This is a genomic window from uncultured Roseovarius sp. (genome assembly GCF_947259555.1).
GTDB lineage: Bacteria > Pseudomonadota > Alphaproteobacteria > Rhodobacterales > Rhodobacteraceae > Roseovarius.
This window is the reverse complement of sequence record NZ_CAMYMD010000025.1, coordinates 31,666-54,154: the sequence shown is the minus strand read 5'-3', so window position 1 is coordinate 54,154 and position 22,489 is coordinate 31,666. Positions and strand designations below refer to the sequence as shown.

Here is a 22,489-nt window from a genome sequence, read left to right as displayed (position 1 = left end):
CTCTTATCCCGGAAGCGCCGCGCAATCCTGCGGACGCAGATGCAGATTGACCGCGTCGCCCGCGGCAAAGGGGCGCTCGTCGATCATGTTGATGGCTTGCAGCTGCGCCTCGCCCACACGCACGAAATAACGCACCGCCTGCCCCTGATAATCCACGGTCTCCACGGTGGCGGGCACCGAGATCACGCCCTCGGGGGCGGCATCCCTCGCAAGCAAGAGCTTTTCGGCACGCACCACCAGCTTGGCCTTGCCCGTGCCGGTCAGGTTAGGTGCCTTGGCGGCGGGCACGGTGACCTTGCCAAAGGTCGCATCCTCGACCACCACGCTCGCGCCATGCTCGATACATTGCGCCTCGGTGATGTTGGACGCCCCGAGGAAGTTGGCGACGAATTCCGAGGCAGGCGTGTTGTAGACCTCTTCGGGCTTGCCCACCTGCTCCACGCGTCCTTCGGACATCACGACGATCAGATCGGACATGGCCAACGCCTCGGATTGATCGTGCGTGACGAAAACGGTCGTCACGCCGATGCGCTCCTGAATGCGCTTCAACTCCACGCGCATATCCTCGCGCAGGTTGGCATCGAGCGCCGAGAGCGGCTCGTCCAGAAGCAGCACATCCGGCTCGATCACGATGGCACGGGCCAGCGCGATGCGCTGTTGCTGGCCGCCCGACAGTTCCTTGGGATAGCGGTCGCCGACATTGGGCAGTTGCACCAGCTCCAGCGCGTCCTGCACCTTGGCCGGGATCTCGGATTTTGGCACGTCGCGGTATTTCAGGCCGAAGGCCACGTTCTCGGCCACGGTTTTATGCGGAAAAAGCGCGTAGTTCTGAAAGACTAGGCCAAGGTTGCGCTTGTGAATGGGCACGTCATTGACGCGTTTGCCTCCGATCAGGATCTCGCCCTCGCTCGGGTCGAGAAGCCCGGCGATCATCCGCAGGTTGGTGGTCTTGCCACAGCCCGAAGGGCCGAGCAGCGTGACAAACGCGCCTTCGGGGATCTCCAGCGTGGTGCGATGCACGGCGGTGAAGCTGCCGAAACGCTTGACGATGTCTTGCAGGGTGACGGCGCTCATCGCGGTCTCCTATGTTGCGAGGCCGCGCGGGGCGGCGGGCACGCAATTTCGAAATTGCGTGACCAAGGCCGTTTCAACGGCCTTGGCACTCTTTGCGAGCCGGATCGCTCAGTAGCCGCGCTGCACGCGGCTGAAGGTCTCGGACCACTCTGCCTCATTGCCGTTCCAGTAGTTGGGATCGGCGAAGGTGAGCGAGTCGAGCGTGCCGGTCGGATCATAGGCCGGCAGCGTCGGGATCTTGTCACCCAAATCGACCTTGGTCCCGTCGAGCGCGGGCGGATAGTTCTGCCCTTCGGCCACGGCGATGGAGGTCTCCGGGGCCAGCATGAAGTTCAGGAGTTCCTCGCAGGCCTCGACCGGGCTGCCCTTGAGCACGTGCAGGCATTCCTGCCAGGCAAAGCTGCCGGGCGCGTCGTAATAGCCGATATCGTGGCCCTGCTGCTGCAGCGCCGCGATGCGGCCCGACCAGCCTTCGGTCACGTAGATTTCTTCCTCGGCCAGAAGGCTCATCAGTTCCGCGCCTGACGACCAGTATTTCAGCGCCAGATCGCGATGACTGCGGATCGCGTCCCAGACGGCCTCCATATCCTGAATGTTGTTGGGGTCTTGGCCCGTCTGCAGCGCGCCGTACCAGATCCGTGTGCGCCATTCGCCCCAACCACCGATCTTGCCCTTGTAGGCCTCGTCGATCAGGATGCTGGCGCCTTTCTCCTTCATCTCCTCGTCCGAAATATACTTGCGGTTATAGGCCAGACCCGTGGTGCCGTAATCATAAGGCACAGCCGACAGGTAATCCGGCGTCACACCCCGAAACGCGCTGGTCAGCGCATCCATCACCAGCGACATGTTGGGGATGTTGTCGAGGTTGAGTTCCACCGTCAGGCCGAAATTGACGTAGCGGGCGTAATCGAACACGCCCGACAGATGCGCGATGTTGTATTCGCCCTCCTGGCTGGAGCGGACCTGCGCGAGATATTCGTCGCTGCCCGCAAAGGTGCCGTCCACAACCTCGATGCCGGTCTCCTTGGTGTAAGGCTCAAAGGCATGCTCGCGGAACGCCTCGGACACGACACCGCCCCAGCCGTCGAAGCGGACCTGTTGCACGTCCTGCGCATGGGCGAACTTGGCAAAGGGCGTCTGCACGCCGTAGGCGAGGCCCGCCGCCCCGATCAGCCCCAGAAAATTGCGCCGGTCCAGATCGCCATTGCGATAGCGCTCCAGCAGGCGTTCATAACGTTTGGTATTGTCCATTTTTCATATCTCCTTGTTGAGGGTTAATGCGGTTCTTAAGTGCCGCTTTTCATGGCGAGTTTGCGGGCCACCGCCGCACCTAGTAGCGGCAGGCCCACGGTCATCACGATCATCACCGTGCCAAGCGCGTTGATTTCCGGGCTGATCGAATTGCGCAGCATCGAGAAGATCTGCGTCGGCACGGTCTCCACCCCACCCGGCTTCCAGAAGAGCGTGCCGGTGATGTCGTCGAAACTGATGGTGAAGGCAAAGAGCGCGCCGGCAGCCACCGCCGGAAGCATCAGCGGCAGCGTGACCGAGAAAAACGTCTGCACCGGCGAGGCCCCGAGGCTGAGGGCCGCCTCTTCGACGTCGCGCTTGATCGACACCAGCCGCGCCTGCACCACGAGGATCACGAAAGGCAGGGTAAAGATGACGTGTCCCGCCAGCAGCAAGGCGAAACTCTTGCCAAGGCCAAGCCAGTTGAGAAACAGCAAAAGCGCCACCGCCAGCACCACCTCGGGCACCAGAATGGGTGCGATCAGCAGCGTTGTGATCGTGTTGCGCCCGGGGATCTTGTAGCGCACCAGCGCAAGGCTCGCGAGAATGCCCAGCGTGGTCGAGATCACCGCCGTCATCAGCCCCAGCACGATCGAGGTGCGAAAGGCGCGCATCACCGCGTCGTTGTTCCACAATTCCTCGAACCAGCGCAGCGACATGCCGGTCATCGGGAAACTGCCGAACTGATTGGCGTTGAACGACAAGAGCACCACCACCGCCACCGGCAGGAACATGAAGCCATAGACCAGCACGGTCCAGATGCGGATCGCCTGCCAGCCCATCAGCCCAGCCCCTTGGCAAGTTGCGCCATGCCGAGATAGCGGTTGTAGATCGCCACCAGCACGCCGAGGACCGCCAGCAGCAGCAGCGACAGCGCCGAGCCGAGCGGCCAGTTGAGTTGCGTGATGATCGCCTCGAACACCAGATTGGCGAACATCGCATCGGTCGGCCCGCCAAGGATCACCGGGGTGATATAGGTGCCCGCGCCCAGCACGAAGCACAGCAATCCGCCCGCCGCCAGACCCGGCAGCGACAGCGGCAGGGTCACTTGGGTAAACGCCTCCCACCGGGTCGCCCCGAGCGAGGTGGCGGCGTCTTCGAGATTGGTGTCGATCCCCTCGAGGCTGACATAGACATTCAGCACCATGAACGGCAGCAGGAAATGCACGAGGCCGAGGATCACCGTCGCCTCGTTATAGAGCATCTGCATCGGATCGCTGATGATCCCGAGCGTCATCAGCAGGGTATTGAGCGCCCCCGACGTGCCGAGGATGTTGATCCAGCTCATCGTGCGGATGATGTAGCTGATCCAGAACGGCAGCATCAAAAGCAGCAGCAGGATCATCTTGTTGCCCTTGGACCGGGCAATGAAATAGGCCGCCGGATAGCCCATCAGCCCGCAGATCAGCGTGGTGATCGCCGCGATCTTCAGCGTATTCAGCAGGATGTCGCGATAAAACCGGTCGCTCAGCGCCTTTTGCCAGTTGTCGAGGTAGAATCCCACCTGATCCGCGCCCATCGCCGAGCGCAGCCAGAACGAATAGACCACGATGAACATCAGCGGGATGATCAGCAGGAAGAGCACCGCCGCGAGGGCGGGTGAAAGCAGTATCCACGGCTGTCTTGCCTCGCGGGCTTCGACCGACATGCGTCTCCCTTTCATGCGCGTCCCGTTCAATGCGGGCTTGCCCAGAGGGTGCAAAGCGGTCCATCATTAATCAAATAGATAAGAGGAATTGTGACAATAGATGAAATCTATGGAAAGCCGCGACAGCCCCGAACGGATCATGCGCGAGATGGATTGGAATCTCTTGCGCACCTTCGTCGTCCTCGCGCAATCACGGTCGGTCACAGATGCCGCAAACCGGCTGCGCCTGACCCAGCCTTCGGTTTCTACCGCTTTGAAAAGGCTGGAAGATAGGGTGGGAAAGCGCCTCATTCACCGCTCGCCGGGGCGGTTCGAGCTGACCGAGGCGGGTGAGGTGCTCTATCGCGAGGCGCTCGATATCCAAGGCTCGATCCTGCGGCTCTCCACCCTCATGCGCAACATGACCGACGAGGTGACAGGGCATGTGCGGGTATCCCTGGCAAGCCATGTCATCTGCCCGCTTTTTGATCAGGTGCTGGCGGAGTTCCACGCCGAGAACCCGCGCGCGACCCTCTCGATCGAGGTGCATTCCTCGGCGCAGGCGATCGAAACGGTCTCGGCGCGCTCGGCCTCTTTCGCCATCTGCCTCGTGCATCAGCGCAATCCCAAGCTGGAATATCTGCGGCTTTACCGCGAATTCTTCGGCCTGTTTTGCGGCCCGCCGCATCCCCTGTTTGGCCGCCGCGACCTGACGCGCGCCGATCTGGCGGGCCAAAGCGCCGTCAGTTTCGAGACCGATCGCTTGCAGGACGCGCTCAAACCGGTGACGCTGATGCGCGCGCAGGCGGAACTCGGCGATCAGATCATCGCCACATCGAGCCATCTGGAGGAGGTGCGGCGCATGATCATCGCGGGCCTTGGCATCGGACCCTTGCCGCTGCACGTGGCCGAACGCGACGTGCGCGACAACCTCCTGTGGCAATTACCTCCTTTCGATCAGACGGCGGCGGTGGATGTGCATGTGGTGTGGAACCCGCGCGCGGTGCTGAACCGGGCAGAGCAGTGGTTGGTTGACCGCCTGCGTGCGCGGATCGAGGCCACGCCGATTGAGGAGCGAACCTATCGCTGAGTGTTTGATGGTGGTGCGCGGGAGAGTTACTCTTCCAACCCGCCCACGTTCAAGGATTGCGTTGCGGTTGCATTTGTCAATTCTATCCAAGGTCAAGTTGAGGTACTCTTTCACCAGCCCATTGGATGGGTGTTTTAAAATTCAGACATTCAAGGAGATTTGTTTTGCAATCCCAGACTTCGACGTCCTCGCCCGTCTCGATCACCGTTTCTATTGAAGGGGCCGCACCTGTAAGCAAGACTTGCGATTTGTTGGTCATCGCTTGCGAACCGCGCAACCTGATAGGTGTCTGCGATTATACGCCGGCAGAGTTGGATGTGTTTGGTAAACTGACCAATTTCACCTTTCACACGACGTTGGTGCGGGTAAAGGTGCCCAGTCCCGCGCCGCAATACGGGATCATTCTGGCCCCGACCGAAATCGGCGAAATGTCTGGCCAAGTCAGCGGGTATCGCAATGAGACGGCAAAGCAGTTCTCGCTTGAAACCGCCAACGCCATGACTGAAAACCTTGTGACCGTCTACCAGTTGCAAGGGCCCGCCGATCCCCCGATGACCGAGGCGGAATTCATTCAGAATCTGAGGGATACTCTGCCGACGCTCGATTGGTGGCCCTATCCGGACTACGAGATCGTTTCAGATGCCCGCGGGGCCCCGGTCGATCTGCGTACACCCTATTTCGACCATTTCGACAATGCCGGGCTTCTTTCAGGCGGCCCGTGGAGTTATCTTGATCTGCAAGGAAAGAACAATACGCTGTTCGTGCATGGCTCAACCTGCTTCGAGTCTGTCCTGCAATGCTGGCAATATGGCGGGATGCTGCTCGATCACCAGGAAAAGCTCGGCTGGTCCCTGCCCGAAGACAAGAGCGCGCCGATCATCGTGCTGGGTGCGGGGCCCTCGGGTATGATGTTCGCGCACCGTCTTCAACAGCAGGGATTCACCAACGTGGAAATTCTTGAGTCCACTGACAGGTTCGGCGGCAAGACCCACACGGTTACCTATGACAGCCCCGCGCCGTCGAATGACGGTGCGGCGACTGCTTGTGAATTGGGCACCTGCTATTTGTCGCCCGCATATAATCACATGGCGGCGCATTTTGCCGAATGCGGGTTCATGACCGATAATATCCGCGAAGGCATGTACGTGAAAGCGGATCATCAGGACCCGGCAGGGCACACGATCCGCGCCATGGTGACGACCGGCCAGTTTCCGGGTGTCCCGGCCCCCGCGACGCTGATGGATTATGATGAGTTCACTCTGCTCAAAGGCTATTACGAAGCCAATAAACCCTTTGCCGACCCTCAGAACTGGCTTGACGGCTTCGACGCGGAAAAGGTCAAGGGCGAGATTCTGGTGAAATTGGCGGAATATGATTTGCTGCTGTTGCTGTATCGCGGGTTGACCATGCCGATGCCGATGACCGCACCAACGGAACTCCTGAAATACGACAGCTTTTATGATTTTCTTGAAAAGAATGACTTGCTGATCCTGACGGGTATGCTGGAATACGCTTATTCCGTGCAGGGCTATGGACCTCTAAGGCAGATCCCTGCCTATTATGGCATGATCTGGATTTCGCTGCCGCTGACGCTTGGCCTGATTTTCAGTGACAAGCCTGCGGTCACAGTACTGTCAAAAGGCTGGCTCGACATCTGGACACAAATGGCACCGACACTAAGTATCCAAAAAAATGCGCAGGTGACAAAGATTACCCGCATGCCTTAGAAAGTACCGGCGCGGAGTAAGGGCACGGTACTCCGACAGAGGGAACAGGGATGAAGACGCTGGAACGCAGGGCGACAACCATCGCCGCCGCAGACGTGGTGGGATTCTCGCGGCTGGTTACTTTGGATGAAGAAACGGTTTTCGCGCGCCTTCATGAGCTCCGACAGGGCATAATAGACCCTGCCATAGCTGAAAATGGAGGCCGGATCGTAAAATCCATGGGTGACGGGCTTCTGGTGGAGTTTCCAGACCCTGCCGCGGCCATTCGGGCATCGCTCTATGCACAACGCGCCATCGCGGCGCATGAAGATGCTGTACCGGAGGATCGGCGGATCCGCTTGCGGGTTGGAATCAACCACGGCAGCGTCTTGATCGACGGTACGGATGTGCTGGGGGATGTGGTGAATATCGCTGCCCGGCTAGAGACATTGTCGGCGCCGGGCGGTATCTGCATTTCCCGTACCGTACGAGACATGATGGCGAACGATGCAACCATGACCATCATCGGACAGGGCATGCAGTATGTGCGCAACATTCCCGCACCTGTCGAGGTCTGGCAGGTCTCCACGGGTGTCGAGGCCGCGAGCCGGAGCACCGTAACCCAGAGCGCCGACCGACCGTCCGTGATCGTCTTGCCATTTGACAACCTTTCTCCAGCTGTCGAAGATGGATTTCTCGCCGACGGAATCGCCGAAGATCTCATCAACGAACTGTCGCGCTTTCGGTCCCTCTTTGTTATCGCCCGCGGGTCTTCTTTTGCTTACAAGGAACGTCCACAGGACATGCGTCAGATCGCGCAGGACATGCGGGTGCGCTATGTGGTTCAGGGTGCTGTTAGACGTGCTGGTTCACGCCTGAGAGTCACTGCTCAGTTGATCGAGGCTGAAACCGGGCATCAGATCTGGTCAGACCGCTACGATCGTGACATGTCCGACCTTTTTGCGCTTCAAGACGATATCACGCGTTGCATTGTAACTGGCTTGACCCCCGAAATTGGTGCTCACGAGCGCGCGATGTCCCGCGCCAAACCAACAGAGAGTCTGTCGGCATGGGAGATGTGCCAGCGCGGTTTGACCGAGATCGACATGCGCACAACCGGCGGGGTGCGCACTGCGACCGCACTTTTCAAGGCGGCGGCCGAGGCGGACCCGAGCTATGCGTTGCCACACGCGCTTCTTGGCCGCGTGCACGCCGTACGCATCTATTCGGGCCGTAGCCGAAATCCTCGTGAAGACGTCGTTGCGGGCATGTATCATGCCGACCGTGCGATCGAGTTGGATGACCGGCTTGAATTGGGCCACATCACGCTGGCACAGTTGCTCACTTTGCAAGGACGTGAAAGCGATGCGCGCGATGCTCTGGCGCGTGCCCGCGCGCTCAATCACAATGACGCGCTCGTTTACAATGCTCAGACCTTCATCAACCTGTTTCAAAAAGACCCGGATACCTACGAAATGGAGGCAGCCGGGCTGGAGGCGATCCGCCTCAGTCCGCAAGATCCGATGCTTTGGTCTTTTTACTGGATGCTCGCGGTGGCGATCTGGATGCGCGATATGCATCTCGGCGAGAATACCCGCCAGTATCTCGAATCCGCTGCCCGCCATCCCGGGGCAGAGGCGTTTGTACATTCTGCCATGGCCGTCGTTTCATTGCGTGCCGGAGATACCGCAGCCGCTCGTCGATCCCTCGATCAGGCGCTGTTGGTGCGGCCGGGTTTCTCTTTGGAGATCATCAAATACGGTTTTCATTTCCCAAAATGGCCTGCTCTTGTCGCGGGTATAAAGGATGATCTGGAACCGCTTGTTGAAATGGGTCTGCCAAGACGATGATGCAATTCGTTGGGAATGTGATATACTGATCGGATAGCTTGCTGTGACAGTCGCAGTCTGTCACTTTTTTGACATTGGCCTCAAAGTACGAACGCAGATTTCAGTTTTCCGTGCCGTCCGAGGAGATTTTTGATGACGGGCATTTTCGAGTGGGCCTTTTTTCTGGCGTTGTTCCAAATCAAGCACTACCTCGCCGATTTCCGTTTCCAGACTGGCTGGATGGTCATGAACAAGGGCCGCTACGGGCATCCCTCTGGGCTGATACATGCAGCGCTTCATAGCGCGCTTAGTGTGCCGATCTTTCTTTGGGCAGGCTTGTCTGTCTGGCAGTGCCTGACCTTGGGGGCTGCGGAGTTGGTGCTGCATTATCATATCGACTGGGGCAAAGCCCGCATTGTCCGTTTGCAGGGTATTGACGAGACCGACCCCCGGTTCTGGCGCTATCTGGGTCTGGATCAAGCCCTGCACCAGATGACGTATCTCGGGTTCTTTGCGCTTGTGGCAAGCGCCTTGCAAACCGACTGAAATCCGCATGTATTTGGGTCTCGCCGCGCCGGTGGAACCCAGGCGATACTTGCAGATCAAGACAGGATGACGCGAGTCTGCCCTGCGCTCCGAGTAAGCAGCTTGTCGTCAATGACGTACGGATGCGAATGAAACCTGAAACGACGTCACGCGGTGTAACGCGGCGAAGAGTGTCTTGCGAAAGAACGGTTTGGCGAGAACAACACTCTTGCTTGCTGACGCAAGATCGCTCAGTTCGTCCTTTTCCTGACGATTGCCGAGAATGATTATTGGAACATCTCTCAACTCGCTCCGCAGATATTCTATTTCCTGCGAGACAGACCTTGCGCCCCCTATGTGATCCGCATCGACAATAAGTGCAGACCATCTGTCGGGTGCCGCGAGAAGGTCTGCCAACAGGCTATCATGATCCGAGCATAGGTGAACTTCGCAATCGTGTTCCGAGAGCCACTGGCAGCATTTCTTGCTGTTCCTGTCATTCGCCGCGCTGACAGCGATCCTGTCTTTGATACGATCCACATTTGCTCTTGGCTGAAAGGATAGCCAAACCGCTGGATCAGTTTGAGACGATGTATAATTCAGCGCGTCGATTTCTACCGCGTTACGGGGATTTCCAGTCTGTCTGAGTTTATGCAAGGCCATAAATCCTCCGATCATGAGCACGATAAAGATCATCTGTGCTCCATATCCAAATAGAATTGCCCACCAAAACGAGGTTCCCATCGCCATTGCGCCAACGGCAACACCGAGCATTGCGACCATGCTCATCAACACCACGGTCATCGCCTGTCCGGGTGGTTTGGGCTGCGTGCGCTCCTCGGCTGGATAAGCAGGATTCTGCATCAGTGCTTCGTAGGCTGTATTTGTCAAAGCTCTCTCTTTCGGTCGGCTGAACTGACGACATGTCGAAAACACCCTCGAATGGCTAAAGACTGAGATCACTCACATTTACGGGGTACGCGTTACCCTTGGACACATGCGTGTCATGTCATTGCGGCACAGACATCGCCGCACGTTATGAGGTAAAAGAACTACATCTAATGGTAGAATACAATTCAAATTAACACGTAAGAAGAGATTTTTCCGCTTGGTTCCAAACTGGCATTATTTTGCTTCTTGGACGCAGCGCATTCTAAATGACGACACGCCCTAAAGCCTGCGGACGAGAGGACCCATAATCATTGGTGTCAGATACATCGGCACCTGATAGCAGCCGATGAAGAGAAGTAGCGCGGCCCCTGTATCCGCTGGCAGCGCACCCAGAAACAGAGCGAGATTTCGATTGCCGGCGATGATCGCAAGTGCTGGTGCTTCTGATGTGAATTTGCCCCGACGCAGGATGAAAAGCGCGGCTGCTTGTGCTCCAAAATTCAAACCGCAGACGACCGCAAGAGTTGCCCAGATATCCTGCTCCATCGCAATCAGGGCAGGCCCTACTGAGGACATCAAGCCCACCACGACAACAGCCATCACCAAGGTGATGACACCGTCGACAGCCTTTCCGCCGCGCGTGGTTTGCAGAAAACCTGCGGATCGCCTTACCCAAACTCCTATGCCGCCCGCCAGTCCTATCACGCCCAGCAGGCGTGCGGCGGCGCCTGCAACAACTTCGGGTGCGCCGAATACGGGCATCAGCCAGAAAACCGGCAAGACGGTCAAGGGTAGGATCGCTGTGCCTGTAATAAGTTGGCGCAAGGCCGGGGCAGGGTCACCGCCCGCAAGAATCGTAAGGCCCGGGCTACCGGTCAGTGGGGCAGCGGCCAGCACCAGAACCACGCCAATTCCGAGTATGGAATCCAACGCCCCAATGCCCCAGAGCACGGCAATCGCCGTGAGAGGTAGTCCGATCTGCATTGCCGCGGATATGCCCACGGCGCCGGGCACATCGCGCCAGTCCCCGAACGCGCTTAGGACATCCACGCGCAGCACACTCAGAAACAGGAGAAAGACAATCATGGGAAAGATCAGCGGTGCCATCGACTCTGCAAGGCCGGGGGCAAGTATACCGACGATCAGACCAATCACCAGAACAAGCCGCCCCTGCCGTGCAAGCCCATGCAGAAGGGCTATCAAATCGCGGCCGCCCCTCTGGCGGCCTGGTCGTAGACCCCGGACAGCGCGCGCAAGAGCGCCGCCAATCTTGAAATTTCCGCCTTGTCGACCCCCATTTGAGACACGGCTCGCACAAGCAGCGCCTCTCGCACCCGTCCGTATTGTGAGCAGTAGTCCTGCCCGGCCCCGGTAATGGAAACGGTCTTTTCCTTGCCATTCCGGCCAGATTGCACAAGTCCCTGTTTTTCCAGTTTCCGCACGGCATAATTGACAAGATGCGTATCCTCTACATTCAGGACAAGGCAAATATCGGCGAGGCTCTTGGGGCGTTCCCGGTGGTGGACGAGATGCACGATGAGCACCTCCAGAGGGGTAAGCGACGGCATGCCAGCCGCCGTCATGCAGCGCACCATCCAGCGTTGAAAGGCATTGTTCGCCATGGTCAGGGCAAATTCCATCTCTGACAATTCAGGAAGGCCCGAATTGGCAAGATGCGCCGACGAGACGACAGGCCCTAACGCGCCAGCATTGTTTGAGGGATCCATAGGGCAATCTCCGGAAACAGGGTCAGAATGGCAGTGGCCAGCACAAGGAGCAGGAAAAAGGGAAACGCATATCGCGCGATCTCGAAAATGTTGCGCCCGGTGATGGATTGAAGCACGAACAGGTTAAATCCCACGGGTGGCGTGATCTGGCTCATCTCAACAACCAGAACGAGGAAGATGCCGAACCAGATCGGATCTATTCCCGCGGAAAGTACCATTGGTAGGATAACAGACGTGGTGAGTACGACGATGGAAATTCCATCAAGAAACATGCCCAGCACGATGAAGAACACGACAAGAGCAGCCAAGAGCAAGTTGGCTGAATACCCTTGTTCTCCGATCCAGGCCGCTAGCGCGCGAGGGATGCCGGTATAGCCCATGGCTACAGTCAAAAAGGCCGCTCCGGCGAGAATGAAAGAGATCATGCAAGTTGTGATCGTGGCCCCCCTCAGAGCGCCCCAAGTGCTTTCTCGGTTCAATGATCCGCCGAGCCCCGACAGAATGAGCGCGCCGAGAACACCGACGACAGCAGCCTCGGTGGGTGAGGCGAGTCCGGCATAAATAGAGCCTATAACAGCGATAATCAGTAGAATTGTCGGCCCCAGAAGGACCATGGCACGTAACTTGTCGCTCCATGTTGTCTGCGGTTCCCTCGCGGGCATCCTATCTCTATGCCAAAGAGCCCAGATCATCGTGTAGCCGGAAAAGAGCACCGCCAGGAGCAGTCCCGGCCCGATCCCGGCCAGAAAAAGCCGGGCGATGCTTTGCTCGGTCGCGGCACCGTAGACGATCAGGATGATGGATGGTGGAATGAGAAAACCGAACGTACCCGATCCTGCGAGTGTGCCGATTATCATCCGGGCGTCGTAGCCGCGCTTGGTCAATTCCGGCACCGACATGCGCCCGACGGTGGCTGTCGTGGCCGCAGAAGACCCCGAGACGGCCGCGAAGAGCGCGCAGCCAAAGATATTGGCGTGCAAGAGTCTCCCGGGGAGACGCCCGGTCAAGGGCGCGAGGCCCGAAAACATGTCGGACGAGAGCCGGGAGCGAAAAAGGATCTCGCCCATCCATATGAACATCGGAAGCGCCGTTAAATCCCATATGTTCAGCGCGCCCCAGACCTTGGTGCCAAAGACCAACTCGACCGGTGCGGTGCTTGCCAGCAGCATCGCCACAAGGCCGACTGCGATCAATGCGAAGCCAACCCAGAGGCCAAGCGCCAGAACACCGAACAGCACGACCACGAGGATCAGTGAAAGAAGTTCAATGCCCATTTTGGGCCTCCTTATCGGCTTCCACCTGTGCAAATGCCGGATCTCGTCCGCGTAGCACTGTGATCAGTTCATCCGTGAGCGCGACCCAAAGCAGAGCCAAACCCAGCATCATGACACATTGAGGTATCCACAGAGGAAACTTGGCCATGCCGAAAGAAACGGCGTTGAAAGTCCACGAGTCCCAAGCCTGAACTGCGGCGCTGTAAAGGGCGAACGTGCAAAGGAAGAGCGCGAGCAGGAGTATTATAACGGCCAGCAAGCGTCGCAGCGCCGGAGACACCGCGTGCACGAGGATCGTCACGCGCACGTGCCCGCCTGATTTCAACGTTCCCGCGAGCGCAAGAAAGACCGATCCGACAAACAGAAATCCGCCAAACTCCGAAAGCGACGTTATCGCGATGCCGACGGGCTCTTGACCAAATATCAGCATCGTTTTGTCAATCACCCTGCCCATTACCTGCACCAAGACAAGCAACGCGATCATGACGAGCGCCAATGCGGCCAGGATGAACCCCGCAGCGTAAAGGCGGTCGAGCAGCCTGCGCAGCATTGGCGGTCTCCCTTGGAACGAAGATGGCGACGCGGGAGGATTGCTCCCGCGCCAGACCGGTCAGCGTGCGTTATAGGCTGACAGGATGGCTTGCCCCGCGTCACCGGCGCTGGCCTCCCACTCTTTTGTCATGGTTGCGCCGATTTCGCGCAACTGGCTGGCCAGCTCTGCGGATGGTGCAGACACTTGCATGCCATTTTCCTTTAGAGTCGCGATCTTCTCGTCAGTTTCTTCCATGGACATTTGCCAACCTCTCGCCTCGGCAGTGGCCGACGCTTCGAAAATCGCCTGCTGCTGATCTTCGGGCAGGGCCTCGAAAGCGCGCGTGTTCACAAAAACCATGTTCTTGGGTAGCCATGCCTGGGTGTCGATGTAGTGGCTCACAAAATCCCATGCCTGAGATGAGACACCGGTCGAGGGCGAGGTGATCATCGCCTCGACGCGCGATGTGGAAAAGGCAGTCGGAATGTCACCCGCTTCAACCGTGGTCGGCACTGCGCCCATCAACTGAGCGAGGCGCTCTGTCGCGGTATTGTAGGCCCTAAAACTGACTCCCTGCATCTGATCTATGGATGTGACTTCTTCCGTCAGATAAAGGCTCTGGCCCGGCCAAGGCACGGCAAAAAGCAACGTCAGCCCCTGCTCGGCCAATTTGGCGCTGATCTCGACGCGTGAGGCATCCCAAAGTTTCTTGGCATCGTCATAGCTCGCGGCCAGAAATGGAACCGAGTCGACACCGAAGACGGCGTCTTCATTGGCAAGCTGGGACATAAGGATCTCGCCGATTGGGGCAAGGCCCCGGCGTACGGAATCACGGATCTCCGGATGTGCATAGAGCGAGCCGGCGGAATGGACGGTAATCGTCAAGTCACCGTCGGTCGCTTTATCCACGTCATCGGCGAACTGCATGATATTCTGAGTGTGAAAGACCGAGTCGCCGTAAGGCGTGGGCATATCCCAAGTGGTTTGCGCCTGTGCCGTGCCGATGCCAAAGGCGAAAGTCCCCGACAACGCAAGTGTAATTAAGTGTTTCATGATCGTCTCCCTGGTTGAGCAAGTTTCGACCGGTGTTGCCCCGGCTCAAGGAAAGCTTGACGGATCAATTATAATTTGTCAACAAAATGTAAATGAAGCGAAGCGGAGATAGGGCGGCATGAGCAACATCTGGGATTTCTGGGTCGATCGGGGTGGAACATTCACCGACATTATCGGTCGTGCTCCCGATGGTGCATTGAAACCGCTCAAACTCTTGTCCGAGAATCCCGATGCCTATGACGATGCTGCCATAGAGGGGGTCAGGCGCCTTTTGGGCGGGGAGATTGATGCGTCGCGTATTGGCAAGGTGCGCATGGGCACGACCGTCGCCACCAACGCATTACTGGAGCGCAAAGGCGATGCGACCGTCCTTTTGATCACCAAGGGTTTTCGAGATGCGCTTCGTATCGCCTACCAAGCACGTCCCGACATTTTTGCCAAAGAGATTATCCTGCCAGAACAGCTCTATTCCCGCGTTATCGAGGTCCCCGAAAGGATCTGCGCTGACGGAAGTGTAGAGATGCTTCTGGATCTGGAGGCAATTGCCGAAGACCTGTCCGAGGCTCGTCTCGCCGGAATCGACGCTGCGGCTATCGTTTTTATGCATTCTTGGAAAAACCCAGATCATGAGTTGCAGATGGCGAGAGCCGTGCGCGAGGCGGGATTTGATCAGGTCTCGGTGAGCCACGAGGTCTCGCCGCTGATAAAGCTGGTGGGGCGCGGTGATACCACAGTCGTTGATGCCTATCTTTCGCCAATCCTGCGGCGCTATGTGTCGCGTGTGGCTGACGCGCTTGGCGCGACACCGCCGGCAGAGGCGGGCCCGACCCTGCAATTCATGATGTCCTCGGGTGGCCTTACCGCTGCCGAACGGTTTCAGGGTAAAGATGCGATTCTGTCTGGCCCGGCAGGTGGCGTTGTCGGCATGGCCCAGACCGGCGCGCTTGCCGGATTCGACAAAGTGATTGGTTTCGATATGGGCGGCACGTCGACTGATGTGGCGCATTATGCCGAGGATTATGAGCGCGCTTTCGACACCGAGGTGGCGGGCGTGCGCATCCGCGCGCCGATGATGCGGGTGCATACGGTGGCGGCCGGCGGTGGCTCGGTTCTGCATGCCGAGCCGGGCCGCTTTCGTGTCGGGCCCGATAGCGCCGGCGCGCACCCTGGCCCGGCCTGTTACCGCAATGGTGGGCCGCTCACCGTGACGGATGCCAATGTGATGCTGGGGAAACTAAACCCCGATTTCTTTCCGGCCATTTTTGGGCCGGAACAGGATCAAACGCTGGATCGCGATACTGTCGCGACGCGCTTTGCCGAGATCGCGGCTGAGGCGGGCGAGGGCAAGTCGCCCGAGGAGGTGGCCGAGGGCTTTGTGCGCATCGCCGTGGAGAACATGGCAAACGCGATCAAGAAAATCTCGGTGCAGCGCGGCTATGACGTGACGCGTTACCTGCTCAATTCCTTTGGCGGCGCGGGCGGTCAGCACGCGTGCCTCGTGGCCGATGCGCTCGGCATGGAAAAGGTTCTGATCCACCCGCTGTCGGGGCTCCTGTCCGCCTACGGGATCGGCCTCGCGCGGGTCAGCGCCTCGCGGCAGCAGATGGTCGTCGAGCCGCTCGATGAAGACAGCGGCACGTCGATTGTCGCGGTGATGGACGAGCTTACCGCACAGGTCATAGAGGAAATGACGGCGCAGGGTGTGGACAAGGCTAACACGCGCCCGCGTTTGCATCTGCGCTATGATGGCACCGATACCGCACTGCCCGTCATTTACGAGACGCCTGAACAGGCCCGCGCCGATTTTGAGGCCGCCCACCTTGCGCAGTTCGGGTTCACGACGCCGGACAAGACAGTGATCATCGACAGCGCTGAGGTAGAGGCTGTGGATATCGCCGCGGCCGAGGCGCCCGAGGCAGAGGCAGAGCGTCATGATGCAGAGGCCACTGCGGATTCGCGCACGCGGTTGTTCACGGGCAGTAACTGGGTCGACGCGGACGTTTTCCGTCGTGCGGCCCTCGCACCCGGTAACAGCGTGAGGGGTCCAGCGCTGATTATCGAGGACAATCAGACCATCGTGATAGAGCCGGGTTGGCGGGCAGAGATCACCGCTCTCGATCACGTTGTGCTAACCCGGTTTGAGAAAGCCGCCCGTGATATGGCGATCGGAACCACAGAGGCCGATCCGATCCTGCTCGAGGTGTTCAACAACCTCTTCATGTCGATTGCGGAGCAGATGGGCGTCACCCTCCAGAACACTGCGCAATCGGTCAATATCAAAGAGCGGCTCGATTTCTCCTGCGCCGTGTTTGACGCCGACGGCGCGTTGGTGGCCAATGCCCCGCATATGCCGGTGCATCTGGGCTCGATGGATCGCAGCGTCGAGACGGTGATCCGTCTCAATGCAGGCGACATTCACCCCGGCGATGTCTTTGCCCTCAACGCGCCCTATAATGGCGGCACGCATCTGCCCGACATTACAGTGGTCACGCCGGTTTTCGACGCTGACGAGAAGACGATCCTCTTCTGGGTTGCTTCGCGCGGACACCATGCCGATGTGGGCGGCACGGCCCCCGGCTCGATGACGCCGCTCGCCACGACTGTGGACGAAGAGGGCGTGCTGATCGACAATTTCCGGCTGGTGTCACGAGGTGAGTTCCGCGAGGACGCGCTGCGCACGCTGTTGAACGATCACCCCTACCCCTGCCGCAACCCCGACATGAACGTGGCCGATCTCAAGGCGCAGATCGCAGCCAATGCGCGCGGTATAAACGAATTGCGAAAGATGGTGGCTAACTTCGGCCTCGATGTGGTGCAGGCGTATATGGCGCATGTACAGGACAACGCCGCCGAGGCCGTGGCGCGGGTGCTGGAAAAGCTGTCTGATGGCGAGTATGAGTATACGACAGACACCGGTCAGGTTATCCGGGTCAAGATCTCGGTCGATCGAGCGGCCCGTGAGGCGACGGTCGATTTCACCGGCACATCAGATGTGCAGCCCAACAATTTCAACGCGCCCGAGCCGGTGACCCGCGCCGCCGTGCTTTATGTCTTCCGCGTGATGGTCGAGGCGCCAATTCCGATGAATGCGGGTTGCCTGCGGCCGATCCGTATCATCGTTCCTGACGGATCGATGCTAGCGCCGCGCTATCCGGCGGCGGTCGTTGCGGGCAACGTGGAAACCTCGCAGCATGTGACGAACGCGCTGTTCGGTGCGATGGGCGCAATGGCCAACAGCCAGGGCACGATGAACAATCTCACTTTCGGCAATGACCGGTTCCAGTACTACGAGACGATCTGTTCAGGCTCGCCCGCCGGGTGCTTCAATGACGGACACATTTTTCCGGGTACATCTGGCGTGCATGTTCACATGACCAACTCCAGGCTGACCGATCCTGAAATCCTTGAGCTGCGCTTTCCCGTTCTGCTGGAAGACTTCGCCTTGCGCACAGGATCTGGTGGCGTGGGAAAGGTATCGGCGGGGGATGGTACGCGACGCACCTTGCGTTTCCTTGACCGTATGGATTGCGCGATGCTCTCGTCGCATAGGGCGAGCGCGCCCCAAGGAGCAAATGGCGGTGGTGCCGGCCAGGTTGGCCGGACCGAAATTCGGCGGCTTTCCGGTGAAATAGAGACTCTTGAAGCTTGCGATCAGACGGTGCTGGAGGCCGGTGAGGCAGTGACTGTCATCACCCCGACGGCCGGAGGTTTCGGGGAGGCATGATACTATGACCCGTCAGATTTCGGGATTCGGCAAGCTCTCGAATGCACGTTTGAGCGCATCGCCCCACCCGTCGGAAATGGTGCGAAAATACGGATCGTCCGCCTCGATCCTCTGAATGTCGGAAAGTGTGAGCGAGTCGGCCTCATAGAGACACATATCGAGCGGCAGACCGACCGAAAGGTTGGCCTTGATCGTCGAGTCGAAGCTTACAAGCAAGAGCTTCATCGCATCGGCAAAGCTCATGCCGGCCTCAAACGCGCGCACGAGAATGGGACGACCGTATTTTGTCTCTCCGATCTGGAAAAAGGGGGTCTCGTTGCTCGACTCGATGAAATTGCCCTCTGGATAGATCAGAAACAGGCGGGGCGGGCCGCCGTTGATCTGGCCGCCCAGAATGATCGTGGCGTGAAAAGAACTGTCGGCGCGCTGTCCTGTGCTGGCATGTGTCTCGATCACGTCCCGCAAGGTGCCTGCAACGAGCCGCGCGGCCTGAAACATCGACGGCACGGACAGAATGGTCGGGTCGCGCTCATCATGCGCCTTGGTGCGCTCTTCCAGCAGGCTGACCACCGCTTGTGTGGTTGCAAGATTGCCTGCGCTGAGCAGGACCAGCGCCCGCTCTCCGGGGGCTTCCCATCTGTGCATCTTGCGAAATGTCGATATATTGTCCAAGCCAGCATTGGTGCGAGTATCGGACATGAATACGATGCCACGATCCAGGCACAGGCCCACGCAATAGGTCACCGCTCAATCCTCTGTCACTGCTGCTGCGTCACGCGCAGCGTCACGTCCATGTCTTCGTCGGCCATTCCGTAGCGGTGTCCGGCGACGGGTGCGGCCTCGGTATAGTCAAGGCCGGTTGCCACACGCACATAGCGCATGTCCGGTGATATCGCGTTTGACACATCGAACCCCACCCAGCCAATGTTGTCCACATGCGCCTCGGCCCAAGCATGGGTCGCGCTTTGCTCGTCTTGTCCATCCATGCGCAAATAGCCCGAAACATAGCGCGCCGGAAGACCCATCGCGCGTGCGCAGGCAATAAAGACATGTGCATGGTCCTGACAAACGCCATGCCCGGCCGCGAGCGCGTCTTCGGCCGTCCAGGCGATCTCGGATTTGCCGGTCTCATACGCGATTGCGCCGTGGATCTGCGATGAGAGGTCATGAAGGCGCTCAAGATCAGTGCCACCTGCGATCCGACGCAGAATTTCGCGGCATCCTTTGCCCGCCTTGGTATGACCCGTGGAGGACAGAAACAGCCAGAGTGGTGTCAGCCCCTCGTGTGGCCCGACAATGCCAGCAGTATCCGCCATGTCTACCAAACCTTGCGAATGGACCACCAATTCGGTCACATCCGGATCGAAGCTGAACAACATCACATGATTGCGGTGATGGTCGTCGAACTCAACCTGCTTCGTCGCCCCTTTCACGGTGATCGACCAGTCAACCACGGTTTGTGCGCGTGTCGGCTTGGGATAGAGCCTGATCTGTTGAACACCATAAGGCACTGGCGCGGTGTAGCGATAGCGTGTGGTATGATTAATTGCGAGACGCATGGGCTATCCGTAAAACCTGTAGTCGATTTCGACCTGGTGGCTGAGGCCTGAAAGATGCCCCAGAACTTCCTGAACATATTCGTGCAAACCATAATCGAAGATTGCAGTGACGTCATGGCTCATGAATCGGCGGCAGAGCGTATCGGCGAGCTGATGACAAGGCAGGCGCAGGTCGTAATCGGAGGCAAGGTAATTGAGGTTGTCACGCAGTTTCGCACAACAGAAATTTAGGCTCCGAGGCATGCGTTTGTCGAGGATGAGGAATTGTGCAATGCCCATCGGCGTCACGTCCGGACCGACGGCCATGCGATATCCGCCTTCGGCGCTGACAGAGCGCAAGATTGTGTCCCATTGCACGTTATCGAGCCGCGATCCCACCGCTGCTGCCGACGGCAGAAGGACATAGTATTTTACATCGAGAATGCGGGCCGTGTTGTCGGCACGTTCGATGAATGTGCCGATCCGAATGAAATCATAGATCTCGTTACGGAGCATCGTACCGAGGATCGCGCCGCGCGTCAGTGCATTCCGCTCCCGGATAAGAGACAGAACCTTGGGCAAGTCGCGGATTGGGATCTTGCGCGCGAGTGCGTCCCTTAGCAGCATCCAGAAAGAGTTGACCGCCTCCCATGCTTCGTGCGTGAGGGCCGTGCGCACCAAGCGCGCGTTGGCGCGTGCCTGCGCCACGACAGCCATTACCGACGCGGGATTGTCGGGGTCGCGCAGCATCCAGTCAATTGCCTGTTCTGGCACAACTTCGCCATGTTTTTCCTGATATCCCTGCGATACCGCTGCGGCCTGAAGAACCGATAGCCAGTCATCTGCACCACTGCCTGCGCGGGTCAGCGCAATGCGCTGTCCGGTCTCGATCATGCGGGCGGTGTTTTCGGCGCGTTCCAGCAGGCGCGCCATCCAAAAAAGCCCTCCGGCGGTTTTTCCCAGCATCGCCTAGTCCTCCAGCACCCATGTGTCCTTGGTGCCCCCGCCTTGTGACGAGTTAACCACCAGCGAGCCCTTTTTCATGGCCACCCGAGTCAGCCCTCCGGGCGTCACATTGATCCGCTCTGGCGACATCAGGACGAAGGGCCGCAGATCGACATGCCGGGGTGCCAGACCCTTGTTGGTAAAGACCGGTACGGTCGAAAGGCTGAGCGTCGGCTGGGCAATATAATTGCCAGGCCGTGCACGCAGCTTACGCTCGAATGATTTCAGTTCCTTTTTGCTCGCAGCCGGCCCGATCAGCATTCCATAGCCGCCGGAGCCATGCACTTCCTTGACAACCAGCTCTGATAGATTTGCCAGGACGTAGTCTAGGCTCTCTTTTTCGTTGCAGCGCCAAGTTGGCACATTCTGCAAAATCGGGCGCTCGCCAGTATAGAACTCTACGATCTCCGGCATGTAGCTGTAGATCGCCTTGTCGTCCGAAATGCCGGTACCGGGCGCGTTGGCTATGGTGATGCCGCCGGCCCGGTACACGTCCATGATGCCCGGCACACCAAGTGTGCTTTCCGGGTTGAAGCTGAGCGGATCAAGGAAATCGTCGTCGACCCGGCGATACAGCACGTCGATCGGCTGATACCCGCGTGTGGTGCGCATCGCGACGCGCCCATCCACGATACGCAAGTCGTGACCCTCGACCAGTTCGACGCCCATCTTGTCCGCGAGAAACGCATGCTCGTAATAGGCGGAATTGTACATGCCCGGCGTCAGCACAGCCACGGTCGGCGTGCCCTCGCAGGCTGGCGGCGCGGAGGCCGCGAGCGAACGGCGCAGGTTGCGCGGATAATCCGAAACAGGCCGCACCCTGTTGGCATTGAACAACTCGGGAAACATCCGAAGCATCGTTTCCCGGTTTTCCAGCATATAACTGACGCCCGATGGCGTGCGCGCATTGTCCTCGAGCACAAAGAAGTCATCCGGCCCCGTACGAACCAGGTCAATGCCGGTGATATGGGTATAGACGCCGCCCGGAGGCATCACCCCGATCATTTGCGGCAGGAACGCCTCGTTGCCCGAAATCATCTCTTGCGGAACGCGCCCGGCGCGCAAGATTTCCTGACGGTGATAGATGTCATGCAGAAACGCGTTGATTGCGCGCACACGCTGTTCGATCCCACGCTCCAGCCGTTGCCACTCACGTCCTGATATGATGCGTGGAATTATGTCGAAAGGGATCAGACGTTCTTCGGCTTCCGAGCGACCATAGACGTTGAACGTAATACCGGTGAGGCGAAAGAGATCTTCCGCCTCGCGGCTCTTGGCGCGCAATCGCGTCGCGTCCTCCTCGCTGAGCCAGGCGTCGAACGTGGCGTAGGGGTCACGAATGTGCCCCTCTTGCCCCTGCATTTCATCAAACATATCCATACGTGTATGGTTTCCCTGTCTGGTGCGCTGCGCAATCTAAATTGTTGTGCCATGATGCGACCATCGTGAATTTTTGCCCGCTTATCTCTCAGTCATGCACAAAATTTAGGCTTTGGCAAAGCATGGCGCGCGGGGAGCGTTGGATTACGCGCTGATCAAGATCGTCCTTTTCGATAGTAAATCTTACAAAAATCATTAGAATTTATTCCTTTTGGTTAGTTGTG

Annotated in this window: 19 protein-coding genes; 5 read left to right on the top strand and 14 right to left on the bottom strand. The window is 58.6% G+C overall.

Annotation, left to right across the window (positions count from 1 at the left end; all coding sequences use genetic code 11):
- Window positions 1-3 precede the first annotated feature (3 nt).
- The 4 genes from Q0X85_RS03845 to Q0X85_RS03830 form a co-directional block, all read right to left on the bottom strand.
- A complete protein-coding gene (locus Q0X85_RS03845; protein ID WP_297769249.1) occupies window positions 4-1,074 on the bottom strand; it encodes an ABC transporter ATP-binding protein in 1,071 nt (356 codons plus the stop codon).
- A gap of 108 nt (window positions 1,075-1,182) precedes the next feature.
- A complete protein-coding gene (locus tag Q0X85_RS03840; protein WP_297769247.1) occupies window positions 1,183-2,325 on the bottom strand; it encodes an extracellular solute-binding protein in 1,143 nt (380 codons plus the stop codon).
- A gap of 35 nt (window positions 2,326-2,360) precedes the next feature.
- Window positions 2,361-3,146: an ABC transporter permease gene (locus Q0X85_RS03835; protein WP_297769244.1), complete on the bottom strand. Its 786-nt coding sequence runs from the start codon at window positions 3,144-3,146 to the stop codon at window positions 2,361-2,363.
- The gene (locus Q0X85_RS03830; protein ID WP_297769241.1) at window positions 3,146-4,012 is read right to left on the bottom strand and encodes an ABC transporter permease; all 867 of its coding nucleotides are present in this window, start codon (window positions 4,010-4,012) and stop codon (window positions 3,146-3,148) included. Before Q0X85_RS03830 ends, Q0X85_RS03835 begins: the two co-directional genes overlap by 1 nt.
- Before the next feature lie 109 nt (window positions 4,013-4,121).
- On the opposite strand from Q0X85_RS03830, the gene Q0X85_RS03825 reads away from it, so the two are divergent.
- The 4 genes from Q0X85_RS03825 to Q0X85_RS03810 all read left to right on the top strand — a co-directional run bounded on the left by Q0X85_RS03825 (window position 4,122) and on the right by Q0X85_RS03810 (window position 9,162).
- Window positions 4,122-5,081, top strand: coding sequence for a LysR family transcriptional regulator (locus Q0X85_RS03825; protein ID WP_297769469.1), 960 nt, complete (start codon window positions 4,122-4,124; stop codon window positions 5,079-5,081).
- Between the two features lie 248 nt (window positions 5,082-5,329).
- The gene (locus tag Q0X85_RS03820; RefSeq protein WP_297769238.1) at window positions 5,330-6,808 is read left to right on the top strand and encodes an NAD(P)/FAD-dependent oxidoreductase; all 1,479 of its coding nucleotides are present in this window, start codon (window positions 5,330-5,332) and stop codon (window positions 6,806-6,808) included.
- 50 nt (window positions 6,809-6,858) lie between these two features.
- Entirely contained in the window at window positions 6,859-8,637 is a 1,779-nt protein-coding gene (locus Q0X85_RS03815; RefSeq protein ID WP_297769235.1) for an adenylate/guanylate cyclase domain-containing protein, read from the top strand.
- Window positions 8,638-8,769: 132 nt separating this feature from the next.
- A complete protein-coding gene (locus Q0X85_RS03810; RefSeq protein WP_297769233.1) occupies window positions 8,770-9,162 on the top strand; it encodes a DUF3307 domain-containing protein in 393 nt (130 codons plus the stop codon).
- Window positions 9,163-9,270: 108 nt separating this feature from the next.
- Here the strand turns inward: Q0X85_RS03810 and Q0X85_RS03805 are convergent, their stop codons facing one another.
- From Q0X85_RS03805 to Q0X85_RS03780, 6 genes are all read right to left on the bottom strand, one after another.
- The gene (locus Q0X85_RS03805) at window positions 9,271-10,032 is read right to left on the bottom strand and encodes a hypothetical protein (RefSeq protein WP_297769229.1); all 762 of its coding nucleotides are present in this window, start codon (window positions 10,030-10,032) and stop codon (window positions 9,271-9,273) included.
- A gap of 279 nt (window positions 10,033-10,311) precedes the next feature.
- Window positions 10,312-11,235, bottom strand: a complete 924-nt coding sequence (locus Q0X85_RS03800; RefSeq protein WP_297769226.1) for a hypothetical protein — start codon at window positions 11,233-11,235, stop codon at window positions 10,312-10,314.
- A complete protein-coding gene (locus Q0X85_RS03795) occupies window positions 11,232-11,672 on the bottom strand; it encodes a winged helix DNA-binding protein (RefSeq protein WP_297769223.1) in 441 nt (146 codons plus the stop codon). The genes Q0X85_RS03800 and Q0X85_RS03795 overlap by 4 nt, the downstream gene beginning before the upstream one ends.
- 56 nt (window positions 11,673-11,728) lie before the next feature.
- A complete protein-coding gene (locus tag Q0X85_RS03790) occupies window positions 11,729-13,033 on the bottom strand; it encodes a TRAP transporter large permease subunit (RefSeq protein WP_297769221.1) in 1,305 nt (434 codons plus the stop codon).
- Window positions 13,023-13,583, bottom strand: coding sequence for a TRAP transporter small permease subunit (locus Q0X85_RS03785; RefSeq protein WP_297769219.1), 561 nt, complete (start codon window positions 13,581-13,583; stop codon window positions 13,023-13,025). Before Q0X85_RS03785 ends, Q0X85_RS03790 begins: the two co-directional genes overlap by 11 nt.
- A gap of 60 nt (window positions 13,584-13,643) precedes the next feature.
- A complete protein-coding gene (locus tag Q0X85_RS03780; protein WP_297769216.1) occupies window positions 13,644-14,492 on the bottom strand; it encodes a TRAP transporter substrate-binding protein in 849 nt (282 codons plus the stop codon).
- A 244-nt stretch (window positions 14,493-14,736) separates the two neighbouring features.
- On the opposite strand from Q0X85_RS03780, the gene Q0X85_RS03775 reads away from it, so the two are divergent.
- Window positions 14,737-18,342: a hydantoinase B/oxoprolinase family protein gene (locus Q0X85_RS03775; RefSeq protein WP_297769212.1), complete on the top strand. Its 3,606-nt coding sequence runs from the start codon at window positions 14,737-14,739 to the stop codon at window positions 18,340-18,342.
- 12 nt (window positions 18,343-18,354) lie between these two features.
- Here the strand turns inward: Q0X85_RS03775 and Q0X85_RS03770 are convergent, their stop codons facing one another.
- From Q0X85_RS03770 to Q0X85_RS03755, 4 genes are read right to left on the bottom strand one after another with little or no spacing between them, the layout of a single operon-like run.
- Complete coding sequence (locus Q0X85_RS03770; RefSeq protein ID WP_297769209.1) at window positions 18,355-19,086, bottom strand: proteasome-type protease; 732 nt, start codon at window positions 19,084-19,086, stop codon at window positions 18,355-18,357.
- 14 nt (window positions 19,087-19,100) lie between these two features.
- Entirely contained in the window at window positions 19,101-19,901 is an 801-nt protein-coding gene (locus Q0X85_RS03765) for a transglutaminase family protein (RefSeq protein WP_297769206.1), read from the bottom strand.
- Between the two features lie 3 nt (window positions 19,902-19,904).
- Window positions 19,905-20,846, bottom strand: coding sequence for an alpha-E domain-containing protein (locus Q0X85_RS03760; protein WP_297769203.1), 942 nt, complete (start codon window positions 20,844-20,846; stop codon window positions 19,905-19,907).
- Between the two features lie 3 nt (window positions 20,847-20,849).
- A complete protein-coding gene (locus Q0X85_RS03755; protein ID WP_297769200.1) occupies window positions 20,850-22,265 on the bottom strand; it encodes a circularly permuted type 2 ATP-grasp protein in 1,416 nt (471 codons plus the stop codon).
- Window positions 22,266-22,489 lie beyond the last annotated feature (224 nt).

Bases quoted from the DNA above. Each gene is read 5' to 3' on its own strand.
- Q0X85_RS03845 (WP_297769249.1), bottom strand. From the start codon at position 1,074: ATGAGCGCCGTCACCCTGCAAGACATCGTCAAGCGTTTCGGCAGCTTC.
- Q0X85_RS03840 (WP_297769247.1), bottom strand. From the start codon at position 2,325: ATGGACAATACCAAACGTTATGAACGCCTGCTGGAGCGCTATCGCAAT.
- Q0X85_RS03835 (WP_297769244.1), bottom strand. From the start codon at position 3,146: ATGGGCTGGCAGGCGATCCGCATCTGGACCGTGCTGGTCTATGGCTTC.
- Q0X85_RS03830 (WP_297769241.1), bottom strand. From the start codon at position 4,012: ATGTCGGTCGAAGCCCGCGAGGCAAGACAGCCGTGGATACTGCTTTCA.
- Q0X85_RS03825 (WP_297769469.1), top strand. From the start codon at position 4,122: ATGGAAAGCCGCGACAGCCCCGAACGGATCATGCGCGAGATGGATTGG.
- Q0X85_RS03815 (WP_297769235.1), top strand. From the start codon at position 6,859: ATGAAGACGCTGGAACGCAGGGCGACAACCATCGCCGCCGCAGACGTG.
- Q0X85_RS03810 (WP_297769233.1), top strand. From the start codon at position 8,770: ATGACGGGCATTTTCGAGTGGGCCTTTTTTCTGGCGTTGTTCCAAATC.
- Q0X85_RS03795 (WP_297769223.1), bottom strand. From the start codon at position 11,672: ATGGAATTTGCCCTGACCATGGCGAACAATGCCTTTCAACGCTGGATG.
- Q0X85_RS03790 (WP_297769221.1), bottom strand. From the start codon at position 13,033: ATGGGCATTGAACTTCTTTCACTGATCCTCGTGGTCGTGCTGTTCGGT.
- Q0X85_RS03785 (WP_297769219.1), bottom strand. From the start codon at position 13,583: ATGCTGCGCAGGCTGCTCGACCGCCTTTACGCTGCGGGGTTCATCCTG.
- Q0X85_RS03780 (WP_297769216.1), bottom strand. From the start codon at position 14,492: ATGCAGTTCGCCGATGACGTGGATAAAGCGACCGACGGTGACTTGACG.
- Q0X85_RS03775 (WP_297769212.1), top strand. From the start codon at position 14,737: ATGAGCAACATCTGGGATTTCTGGGTCGATCGGGGTGGAACATTCACC.
- Q0X85_RS03765 (WP_297769206.1), bottom strand. From the start codon at position 19,901: ATGCGTCTCGCAATTAATCATACCACACGCTATCGCTACACCGCGCCA.
- Q0X85_RS03760 (WP_297769203.1), bottom strand. From the start codon at position 20,846: ATGCTGGGAAAAACCGCCGGAGGGCTTTTTTGGATGGCGCGCCTGCTG.
- Q0X85_RS03755 (WP_297769200.1), bottom strand. From the start codon at position 22,265: ATGGATATGTTTGATGAAATGCAGGGGCAAGAGGGGCACATTCGTGAC.